The organism is Streptomyces sp. XY006, from assembly GCF_002237655.1.
Classification (GTDB): domain Bacteria; phylum Actinomycetota; class Actinomycetes; order Streptomycetales; family Streptomycetaceae; genus Streptomyces; species Streptomyces levis.
In genome coordinates this window covers 83,949-92,996 of sequence record NZ_NOKT01000033.1, presented here as the reverse complement: position 1 = coordinate 92,996, position 9,048 = coordinate 83,949, and the positions used below count along the sequence as shown (strand labels likewise).

Annotated in this window: 13 protein-coding genes; 7 read left to right on the top strand and 6 right to left on the bottom strand. The window is 72.8% G+C overall.

Annotated features, from left to right (window positions below; genetic code table 11):
- Positions 1-126: 126 nt before the first annotated feature.
- Positions 127-894 (bottom strand): Clp protease N-terminal domain-containing protein, encoded by a 768-nt coding sequence (locus CHR28_RS31250; protein WP_094057083.1) that lies wholly within the window; start codon positions 892-894, stop codon positions 127-129.
- Between the two features lie 99 nt (positions 895-993).
- On the opposite strand from CHR28_RS31250, the gene CHR28_RS31245 reads away from it, so the two are divergent.
- Positions 994-2,094 (top strand): DUF2786 domain-containing protein, encoded by a 1,101-nt coding sequence (locus CHR28_RS31245; protein WP_094057082.1) that lies wholly within the window; start codon positions 994-996, stop codon positions 2,092-2,094.
- Between the two features lie 34 nt (positions 2,095-2,128).
- Here CHR28_RS31245 and CHR28_RS31240 read toward each other — a convergent pair whose 3' ends face one another.
- The 4 genes from CHR28_RS31240 to rpmB all read right to left on the bottom strand — a co-directional run bounded on the left by CHR28_RS31240 (position 2,129) and on the right by rpmB (position 4,117).
- On the bottom strand, positions 2,129-2,680 hold the full coding sequence (locus CHR28_RS31240; RefSeq protein WP_094057081.1) for a DUF4232 domain-containing protein: 552 nt from the start codon (positions 2,678-2,680) through the stop codon (positions 2,129-2,131).
- Between the two features lie 167 nt (positions 2,681-2,847).
- Positions 2,848-3,378: a hypothetical protein gene (locus CHR28_RS31235; protein ID WP_373453404.1), complete on the bottom strand. Its 531-nt coding sequence runs from the start codon at positions 3,376-3,378 to the stop codon at positions 2,848-2,850.
- Positions 3,379-3,575: 197 nt separating this feature from the next.
- The gene (gene rpsN / locus CHR28_RS31230) at positions 3,576-3,881 is read right to left on the bottom strand and encodes a 30S ribosomal protein S14 (protein WP_094057079.1); all 306 of its coding nucleotides are present in this window, start codon (positions 3,879-3,881) and stop codon (positions 3,576-3,578) included.
- Complete coding sequence (rpmB, locus tag CHR28_RS31225; RefSeq protein WP_094057078.1) at positions 3,881-4,117, bottom strand: 50S ribosomal protein L28; 237 nt, start codon at positions 4,115-4,117, stop codon at positions 3,881-3,883. The genes rpsN and rpmB overlap by 1 nt, the downstream gene beginning before the upstream one ends.
- 65 nt (positions 4,118-4,182) lie before the next feature.
- On the opposite strand from rpmB, the gene rpmG reads away from it, so the two are divergent.
- The 5 genes from rpmG to CHR28_RS31200 all read left to right on the top strand — a co-directional run bounded on the left by rpmG (position 4,183) and on the right by CHR28_RS31200 (position 7,237).
- Entirely contained in the window at positions 4,183-4,347 is a 165-nt protein-coding gene (rpmG, locus tag CHR28_RS31220) for a 50S ribosomal protein L33 (RefSeq protein WP_003991959.1), read from the top strand.
- A 2-nt stretch (positions 4,348-4,349) separates the two neighbouring features.
- Positions 4,350-4,598, top strand: coding sequence for a type B 50S ribosomal protein L31 (locus CHR28_RS31215; protein ID WP_094057077.1), 249 nt, complete (start codon positions 4,350-4,352; stop codon positions 4,596-4,598).
- A gap of 4 nt (positions 4,599-4,602) precedes the next feature.
- A complete protein-coding gene (locus CHR28_RS31210) occupies positions 4,603-5,988 on the top strand; it encodes a GTP-binding protein (protein WP_107473147.1) in 1,386 nt (461 codons plus the stop codon).
- Positions 5,989-5,994: 6 nt separating this feature from the next.
- Positions 5,995-6,228: a 30S ribosomal protein S18 gene (gene rpsR / locus CHR28_RS31205; protein WP_094057075.1), complete on the top strand. Its 234-nt coding sequence runs from the start codon at positions 5,995-5,997 to the stop codon at positions 6,226-6,228.
- Positions 6,229-7,018: 790 nt separating this feature from the next.
- Positions 7,019-7,237 carry a DUF397 domain-containing protein gene (locus CHR28_RS31200; RefSeq protein WP_052310470.1) on the top strand — a complete coding sequence of 73 codons (219 nt, stop codon included), beginning with the start codon at positions 7,019-7,021 and terminating at the stop codon, positions 7,235-7,237.
- 89 nt (positions 7,238-7,326) lie between these two features.
- Here the strand turns inward: CHR28_RS31200 and CHR28_RS31195 are convergent, their stop codons facing one another.
- A complete protein-coding gene (locus tag CHR28_RS31195) occupies positions 7,327-7,821 on the bottom strand; it encodes an ATP-binding protein (protein WP_306437587.1) in 495 nt (164 codons plus the stop codon).
- 364 nt (positions 7,822-8,185) lie between these two features.
- Between CHR28_RS31195 and CHR28_RS31185 the strand changes: the two genes are divergently transcribed.
- Positions 8,186-9,010, top strand: a complete 825-nt coding sequence (locus CHR28_RS31185; RefSeq protein ID WP_086559607.1) for a helix-turn-helix domain-containing protein — start codon at positions 8,186-8,188, stop codon at positions 9,008-9,010.
- Positions 9,011-9,048: the final 38 nt, after the last annotated feature.

The following is a 9,048-nucleotide window of genomic DNA, read 5'->3' as shown; positions in this document are numbered from 1 at the left end:
TCCCGCCCTCGCGCCCGCCCTCGCGCGGCTCCCGCCCTCGCGCCCGCCCTCGCGCGGCTCCCGCCCTCGCGCCCGCCCTCGCGCGGCTCCCGCCCCTTGCCGTCCCGGTCGCTTCGCCCCGTGCCCTCAGGACTCGTCCGGCCCGTCCGGCCCGTCCTGCTCTGCCTGCCCGTCCTGCCCTGCCTGCACGATCTTCCGCAGCGCGTCGGCGACGTACTGCTCGGTGCGCTCCTTGCCGATGCCGAGGCCGCTGAGGACGCCCTCGCCGTTCTCGTGCTCCAGCAGGGCGAGGAGGATGTGCTCGGTGCCGATGTAGTTGTGGCCGAGGCGCAGCGCCTCACGGAAGGTGAGCTCCAGGACCTTCTTCGCGGCCTGGCCGTACGGCACGAGCTCGGGGGCCTCGTCCACGGCCGGCGGGAGGGCCGCCGTGGCCGCCTCGCGGACCGCGTCCAGGGAGACGCCCTGCTCGATGACGGCCTTCGCGGCGAGGCCCTCGGGTTCGGCCAGCAGCCCGAGGACGAGGTGCTCGGGCACGCCCTCGGCGTTGCGTGCGGCCCTGGCCTCGTTGTGCGCGGCCATCACCGTGTTGCGGGCGCGCGGCGTGTAGCGGTTGAAGCCCTGATCGGGGTCGAGGTCGGCCGACTCCTTCGGCACGAACCGCTTCTGCGCGGCCTGGCGGGTGACGCCCATGCTCCTGCCGATGTCGGTCCAGGACGCGCCGGACCGCCGTGCCTGGTCCACGAAGTGGCCGATGAGGTGGTCGGCCACCTCACCGAGGTGATCGGCGGCGATCACCGCGTCCTGGAGCTGCTCCAGCGGTTCCTGGTGCACCTTCTTGATCGCCGCGATCAGGTCGTCGAGGCGCACGGATGACGTGATGGGAGAGTTCGTCATGCTGTCAACCGTAGGTTGCGCCCCTGGGGGTGTCAACCGCGAGTTGACACCTCCGGGTGCCCTGTTCGTCCGAGCCGAGCGGCGTGGCACCATCGGCCCGTGAGTACGCCCAGCACCGTCGACCGCGCGTTCGAAGCCGCCCTGTACGAGACCGGCGAGACGGCCCTCGACACCGGCGCGTCCCTGCTCGCCTCCGACCCGGCCGCGGACGCCGAACTCGGGCGGCGCGGGCAGGAGTTCCTGGCGGCGGCCTGGCGGCGCGGCTGGCAGCCGGCCGACGTCGTACGGATCGTCCGGCGGGAACTGCACGACCCGCACGTCCTGCTCGTCTCCGCCCTGATCCGGGCCCAGGCGCCCGACGACGTCCCCCGCGGCCGCCGCTGGAGCGCGCAGCTCGCGGAGCTGCCCGACGGCGCCCCGCCGCGCACCGACCGCTTCTCGCACGCCACGGCCGTGCTGGAGCTGTACCGCCTGCTGCTGCGCCTGCCCGCCCTGGAGCCCCTCGACGAGGCGCCGGGCGGGCCGAGGACCGAGTCCCGCATGCTCACCCGCATCCGTGCCCTGCTCGCGAAGGCGGAGGCGACCGGGTTCCCGGAGGAGGCGGAGGCGCTCAGCGCCAAGGCCCAGGAGCTGATGGCCCGGCACAGTGTCGACGAGGCGCTGCTCGCGGCCCGGGCCCCCTCGCCCGACACGCCCGGGGCCTGCCGCGTCGGTGTCGAACCGCCCTACGAGCAGGCCAAGGCCGTGCTGCTGGACGCGGTCGCCACGGCCAACCACTGCCGGGCGGTGTGGAACGAGCCTCTCGGCTTCTCCACCGTCGTCGGCTTCGAAACCGACCTGGAGGCCGTCGAGCTCCTCTACGCCTCACTCCTCGTGCAGGCCACGACCGCGATGACGAAGGCGGAGGCGGCACAGCGGGCCGGGGGCCGCAAGCGCACCAAGACGTTCCGGCAGTCGTTCCTCGCGGCCTACGCCCACCGCATCGGCACCCGCCTGGCAGCGGCGGCCGAAACCCAGGTGTCCGACGACCTGCTCCCGGTGCTGGCCTCCCGGGACGTCGCCGTCACCGGCCGGCTTGACCGCATGTTCCCGGAGACGACCACCACCCGGCTGCGCGGGGTGAGCGACGCGGCGGGCTGGACGGAGGGCGCACAGGCGGCGGACCGTGCCCGGGTCGAACACCGACCGCCCCTGCGCTGACCCGCTGTCGGTCGCCGGAAGAGGTCGAGCCCCGTCAGTCGCCGGCGGACTCGAAGCCGCTCACCGAGGCCTCCACGCCGCCGTCGTCCGTCCGGGCGACCTCGCCGTACGACCACGTCAGTTCGTGCGCGTCCGCGGTGGCGCCGGGCAGGGTGAAGGACGCCTTCCGCACGGCCAGGCTCTGCGCGGAGCCCGCCTCGCCCCGGACGTAGGTGAGGGTGAAGGACGTCGTGCCGCCCTCGCCGAGGGTGAGCGGCCGGCTCTGCGCGGATTCTTCGGGGGACACGGACGTCGTGCTGTCACCGGCGTGCAGCTGCACGGCCGGGAAGCCCTTCAGGGTGCAGTCCGCGCCCTGGTTGGTCAGCGTGACCGTGACGGTGCCGGTGTCGCCGGCGGCCGGGGCGGCGCCGGCCCCGACCTCCACGCCCAGGTCGGCGAGCGCGCAGGCGGAACCGTTCGCCGGGTCCGCGTTCTTCGCGTCGTCGTCGCCGGTGGTGCCGGTGGCGCCGGTGTCACCGCCGCCGCAGCCGGTCAGCAGGAGCGTCGCGGCGAGGGCGGCGGTCAGGGTGCGGGGCAAGGTGCGCATGGATTCCTCTGGGCGTGATGAACAGCAGCATCGGGCCCCAGGATCATCACGCACCCGACGACCCGACGGGCACGCACCCCCTGCGAATCCCCCGAACGCCGGACGACCGGGAGCCTTGTGCGCCACGGCCCCGGGGCCGCTGACGCCGTAGCCCCGCTCACACTCTGCTACTGCGCGTCCAGGCTCGCCGTGGGCAGGCCCGTCGGCAGCTTGCCGCCCTCCGCCTTCGTGTACGTCTCCGAGCCCAGGCCGCCCTCCCAGGTGACCTTCATGCTGCTGCCGTTCACCGAGTCGATCATGCCGGTGGCCCGGTTCCGGCTGCCGTCCGTGCACTTCAGGCGGATCATTCGCATCCCGGACTCCTCGCCCGCTGTCCCGCTGCAGATGCTGCCGCCGGTGGCGAACAGGGCGGCCTGCTTCCCGGTGATCACCAGGGCCACGGCCTTGCCGTCGGTCGTCGCGAGCCAGCTGCCCGCCAGCTCACCGGCGCCCGCTCCGCCGGAACCGGCGTCCGTGCCCGAGTCGGAGCCGCCGGCCGGGGACGACTCCGTGGCCGAGGGGGCCGGGCTCGACGCCGAGTCGTCCCCGGAGTCGCCGTCGCCGCTGCACCCCGTCAGCACGAGCGCGCCCACCAGCCCCGCGGCCACCGCCGCGACGCGCACCGCGCCGGAGCGGCGCCAGAAGGTCACCGAAGTCACTGCAAGCCCCCAAGCTGTAGCCGGCCGGCCGGTCCGGACAGCACCGGCCGACCCTTGGCCGGAACGATCGCAGCAAGCTACCAGGACCCGTCAAGCCCCTTCCGGACGCTCTGGGACGTCCTCGGCGCCCCCTCCGGCCGGCCGGCCTCAGAGCCCCCTCCCCACCGGGACAAGCAAGACCACCAGCACCACCAGCCCTACCAGGACGACTTCCGCACCCCGGGCAGATACCCCGCGTGCGCCTGTTCCCGCAGGCTCACCCGGGACAGACCGAACGCCCGGAAGTAGCCGCGCGGCCGCCCGTCCACCTGGTCCCGGTTGCGTACCCGCGTGGCGCTCGCGTCACGGGGCTGCCGGCGCAGTTCCACCTGGGCGGCCAGGCGCTCGGCGTCCGTCGAGGAGGGCCTGCGGATGATCTCCTTCAGCTCGGCGCGCCGGGCGGCGTACCGCGCGACGATCTCCTGCCGCCGGTCGTTCTTCGCGATCTTGCTCTTCTTCGCCATCAGACCTTCCCTCCCCGGGCGCGGATCCGGGCCACGGCCGCCTCGATCCCGATCGTGTCGACGGTCTTGATCCCCCGGGCGCTCAGCCGGAGCCGCACGTACCGGCCCTCGCTCGGCAGCCAGTAGCGCTTGGACTGGATGTTGGGGTCGAACCGCCGGGACGTGCGCCGGTGGGAGTGCGAGATGCGGTTGCCGAAGCCCGGCTGTGCGCCGGTCAGCATGCAGTGCGCGGACATGGGTGGTGACGTACCTCTCTGTCATCGTTGATGCAAATGGTATTCGTTTTCAGTATCATAGCGGCATGGCACGCAACGAACTCCGTCCGGTCATCAAGCTCCGGTCCACCGCCGGGACCGGCTTCACCTACGTCACCCGCAAGAACCGCCGCAACGACCCGGACCGACTGACCCTGCGCAAGTTCGATCCGGTCGCCGGCCGCCACGTCGACTTCCGAGAGGAGCGCTGACGATGCGCAAGGGAATCCACCCGGAGTACGGGCCGGTCGTCTTCCGCGACCGTGCCGCGAACTACGCCTTCCTCACCCGCTCGACCATGACCAGCGAGAAGACGATCGAGTGGGAGGACGGCGCCACCTACCCGGTCGTCGACGTCGAGATCTCCGACGTCAGCCACCCCTTCTACACGGGCACCGCGCGCGTCCTGGACACCGCCGGCCGCGTCGAGCGCTTCGAGCGCCGGTACGGAAAGAAGGGCTGATTCCGTGGCTGTCCCCCCTGGGCTCCCCGTCGTGATCGTCGGCGGGCTGCACGCCGACGCCCGCAGGGCGGCCGTGGCCCGGCTGCTCGCCGAGGTGCCCGGCAGTGTCGTCCTCCACCACGACCTGGCGACGGCGGCCGCCGGCACGGTCGTGCGGACCGTGCGGGACGCCGGCGGCATCCTCGACGCGGGGGAGGCCCCGCTCGTCAACGACTGCGCGTGCTGCGCCCTGCGCGAGGATCTCGTCCCGGAGCTGGAGCGGCTCCGGGACGCCGGTGCCACCCGGCTCGCCGTCGTCGAGCTGTGGGACTCCGTCGAGCCCAAGGCCATGGCCGAGGTCGTCGCGGCCGGCGGGCTCACCGTCACCGGCGTGATCACCGCCGTCGACCCGGCCCTGGTCCTGCCGTACCTGGCCAACGGCGACGACCTGGCCGACGGCGGCCTCGCCGCGGCGGCGACCGACCAGCGCACGGTCGCCGACACCTTCGCACGCCAGCTGGAGTACGCCCCCGTCCTCGCGGTCGCCGACTCGCCCGAGGCCGACGACGAGGACCGTGAACTCCTCGCCCAACTGCACCCGACGGCCCTTCGAGTGGCCATCGGGCAGGAGACCTCCGCACAGGACACCTCTGTGCAGGAGACCTCCGCACAGGACACCTCCGTGCAGGAGGCCCCCCGCCCCGGCCGCCCGCCCGGCCCAGGCGCGGCGGACGGCGACGGCCACGGGGCCCCCGGCGCGGCGAACGACGACCGCTTCAACGCCCTCGGCGGGGCGGACCGTGACGGCCACGGGGCCCCCGGCGCGGCGGACCGTGACGGCCTGACCGCCCCGGCCCCGCGCCTGCGCCCGCTCTCCCCGCTGGCCCGGGCGGCCTTCGCCGGCTTCGACGTCGAGGCGGCCGCCGCCGCCCAGCACCCCGCCTGCGCGCTGCTGCCCGCCGAGGCCGACGCACACGGCGTCTCCACCCTGGTCTGGAGCCGCCGCCGCCCCTTCCACCCGGAGCGGCTCTACGCCGCCCTGGAGGACCTGACCTGCGCGGCCGCCCGCAGCCGGGGCCGCTTCTGGCTCGCCGACAAGCCCGACACGCTGTTCCACTGGGACGCGGCCGGAGGCGCCCTGTGCGTGGAGAGCGCCGGACCGTGGCTGGCCTCCCTGCCGGACGCGGCCTGGGAGATGGTCCCGCCGGTGCGCCGCGCGGCCGCCGCGCTGGACTGGCACCCCGAGCACGGCGACCGCGGCCAGCACCTGGTCTTCACCTCACCCGGCCTCGACCGGGACGGCCTGGAGCGCCTGCTGGAGTCCTGCCTGCTGACCGACGCCGAGTACGCCGCCGGGCGCGACGCCTGGCAGCGGCTGCCGCACGCCTTCGACACCCTCCTGGAGGTCTGACCCGCCATGCCCCGCAAGCCCGAGCGCAAGCCCGCGAAGAACCGCCCCAACCCCCTGGACCAGGCCGGGATCACGTACATCGACTACAAGGACACCGACCTGCTGCGGAAGTTCGTCTCCGACCGCGGCAAGATCCGCAGCCGCCGCGTCACCCGGGTGTCGGCCCAGCAGCAGCGACAGCTGGCCCGGGCGGTCAAGAACGCGCGCGAGATGGCGCTGCTGCCGTACGCCGGCCGCTGAGCCCGCAGCCGTACAACAGCCGTTGAGCCGACAGCCGTACACCGGCCGTTGCACCTCCTGCCGTTCGCCGGCCGCTGAGCCCGCAGCCGTACAACAGCCGCTGAGCCTGCAGCCGTACGCCGGCCGCTGAACTCGCAGCCGCACACCGGCCGCTGGACGTGTCCGGATCCGGGTGAGGTTCCCCACGCTTGACGGGTGGGGGACCTCTTCCCCGTGGAACGGCAGGCTCCCGTACCACCGCCGGGGCCGCCCCAGGACCGGCTGCGTGCCCGGTCGGCCGCCCCGCGCCGGACTCCCGGCCGACCCCCGGCGGGACACTTCCTCCGGGTCGTGCGGTGCCGCGCGCCCGGCGCGGGTCCGGCGATGGTCCGAGCCGGACCTCGGCCCGCGGGACGACCCTCCCCTCCCGCGTACGGCCCGTTTCTCCCTGCTCCCGACCGGTGGAAACCGCTTCCACATACGGGCCGGTCCACCCCTCCCGCAGCCGCACAACCGCCGGGCCGTGCCGCCGAGCGGATGCTCCGCCTCCACGAGACCTCCGCCGAACCCGCCGACTTCACCCCCGTTCGCCGGGAACGCGCAGTGGGGCCGGGGCGTCCAACCAGGCGAGGCTCCGGTCAGACGGTCGTCACAGCTGTAACCGGAGGGCCACCCCCCGTGCACGTGCATCTGCCCATGCATCTGCACTTGAACAGAGCTATGATCCGGGTCAGTTGACCGATGCATCAATGGCCACACCAGCCAGTGCACCACCGGGGAGCGACCTGTGGACCACGACGTGTACAACGGTATGGCGGCCACCAGGCTGCACGGTGTGGCCTGGCAGAAGAGCCGGCACAGCAACTCGCAGGGCTCGTGCGTGGAGTTCGCCCGCCTGCCGGGCGGGGACGTGGCCGTGCGCAACTCCCGCTTCCCCGACGGTCCGGCGCTGGTCTACACCCGTGCGGAGATCGAGGCGATGCTGCTGGGTGTGAAGGACGGCGAGTTCGACCATCTGGTGGGCGGCTGACGGCCGTCGGGCCCGCTGACTGCGGGCGACCGGTGCTCGACGCGCCGTGACGCGCGTAGAACCGCGGCGCGAGGATGCGCCGCGGTTGCTCATTCCGCGTGCGGCCGTGCTCCGGTCCGGGGCAGCCGGAACAGCGCCCACACCACCTTGCCGCTGAGCGCGCCGGCCATCGGGTGCCAGCCCCAGCTGTCGCTGAAGGAGTCGACGAGGAACAGCCCGCGGCCCGACTCGGCCGAGAAGTCGTCGGTCTCCCGGGCGACGGGGCTGTCGTGACTGGGGTCGCGCACCGCGCACACGAGCCGCTCGGTCCACCGCATCAAGTGCAGCCGCACGGCCGGCTCATGGGGACCGGCGCACGAGGTGTCCGCCGTCAGGCCGTGCCGCAGGGCGTTGGTGACGAGCTCCGAGACGACGAGGCAGACGTCGTCGAAACGCTCGCCCATGTCCCACTGGTCGAGGGTTCTGCGGGTGAACCTCCGCGCCTCGCGCACCGCTTCGTAGCGGGCGGGCAGGGCACAGGAGGCGGCGTCGGACACGGCCGCGGGGTCGAGCGGCGGAAGGCCCTGCCGTAACGGCTCGAGCATGGTCGATCCATTCGTCCCCATGCGAGGCACTCCCGGGAATTCGCGGTCGGTGCGATGCGGCGGTGGTGCGGGACCATGGTTTCGGATGCGTACAGCAGATGCAAGGGCAGATGCACGTGCAGGTGACCGGAATAAGCCGTCCCGTACCGCTTCTTGGTCAATTTTTCCGTCATCTTCGTGTCCCCTTCCGGCCGTTCACTTCCCCGTTTCTTGAGTGCGTGCGCGTGCGCCGACTGTCTCGATTCCGTTTCCGTAACCGGACGAGTACTGCTCGGAGTGTTTTAGTGGCAGACTTCGGCCCCTGAAGACGTTGGGGAGGCTGGCGAACGTGAGCGCGGGAGAGCCGGGATCGGTGGTGCGGCGCATGCTGCTCGGATCACAACTCAGGCGACTGCGTGAGGCGCGGGGGATCACGCGCGAGGCGGCGGGCTATTCGATCCGCGCCTCCGAGTCGAAGATCAGCCGGATGGAGCTGGGCCGGGTGAGCTTCAAGACCAGAGACGTGGAAGACCTCCTGACCCTCTACGGCATCACCGACGAGCAGGAGCGCGCCTCCCTGCTCTCCCTGGCCAAGGAGGCCAACGTCGCGGGCTGGTGGCACAGTTACTCGGACGTGCTGCCCAGCTGGTTCCCGACCTACGTCGGCCTGGAGGGCGCCGCCTCCCTGATCCGGGCCTACGAGGTGCAGTTCGTGCACGGCCTGCTGCAGACCGAGGCCTACGCGCACGCGGTGGTCCGCCGCGGCATGCAGGGCGCCAGCGAGGCCGACGTCGAGCGGCGGGTGGCGCTGCGCCTGGAGCGGCAGAAGTACCTGGTCGACGAGCGCGCGCCCGACTTCCACATCGTCCTGGACGAGGCCGCGCTGCGCCGCCCCTACGGCGACCGCGAGGTCATGCGCGGCCAGCTCCAGCACCTCATCGAGATCTCCGAGCGGCCCAACGTACGGCTGCAGGTGATGCCGTTCAGCCTCGGCGGCCACTCCGGCGAAAGTGGCGCGTTCACGATCCTCAGCTTCCCGGAGTCCGACCTCTCGGACGTGGTCTACCTGGAGCAGCTGACCAGCGCGCTGTACCTGGACAAGCCCGAGGACGTCGCCCAGTACGAGAAGGCGCTCAAGGAGCTGCAGAGCGACAGCCCGGGCCCGTCGGAGAGCCGGGATCTTCTCCGGGGTCTCCTCCAACTCTCCTGATACGCCAGTACGATGACGTGTGATCAGATCGTGAAGGC

What these genes read in the sequence shown, in the direction of transcription:
- rpsN (WP_094057079.1), bottom strand. Translation starts at nt 3,881, where the DNA reads ATGGCGAAGAAGAGCAAGATCGCGAAGAACGACCGGCGGCAGGAGATC.
- rpmG (WP_003991959.1), top strand. Translation starts at nt 4,183, where the DNA reads ATGGCACGCAACGAACTCCGTCCGGTCATCAAGCTCCGGTCCACCGCC.
- rpsR (WP_094057075.1), top strand. Translation starts at nt 5,995, where the DNA reads ATGCCCCGCAAGCCCGAGCGCAAGCCCGCGAAGAACCGCCCCAACCCC.
- CHR28_RS31250 (WP_094057083.1), bottom strand. Translation starts at nt 894, where the DNA reads ATGACGAACTCTCCCATCACGTCATCCGTGCGCCTCGACGACCTGATC.
- CHR28_RS31195 (WP_306437587.1), bottom strand. Translation starts at nt 7,821, where the DNA reads ATGCTCGAGCCGTTACGGCAGGGCCTTCCGCCGCTCGACCCCGCGGCC.
- CHR28_RS31215 (WP_094057077.1), top strand. Translation starts at nt 4,350, where the DNA reads ATGCGCAAGGGAATCCACCCGGAGTACGGGCCGGTCGTCTTCCGCGAC.
- CHR28_RS31200 (WP_052310470.1), top strand. Translation starts at nt 7,019, where the DNA reads ATGGCGGCCACCAGGCTGCACGGTGTGGCCTGGCAGAAGAGCCGGCAC.
- rpmB (WP_094057078.1), bottom strand. Translation starts at nt 4,117, where the DNA reads ATGTCCGCGCACTGCATGCTGACCGGCGCACAGCCGGGCTTCGGCAAC.
- CHR28_RS31185 (WP_086559607.1), top strand. Translation starts at nt 8,186, where the DNA reads ATGCTGCTCGGATCACAACTCAGGCGACTGCGTGAGGCGCGGGGGATC.
- CHR28_RS31240 (WP_094057081.1), bottom strand. Translation starts at nt 2,680, where the DNA reads ATGCGCACCTTGCCCCGCACCCTGACCGCCGCCCTCGCCGCGACGCTC.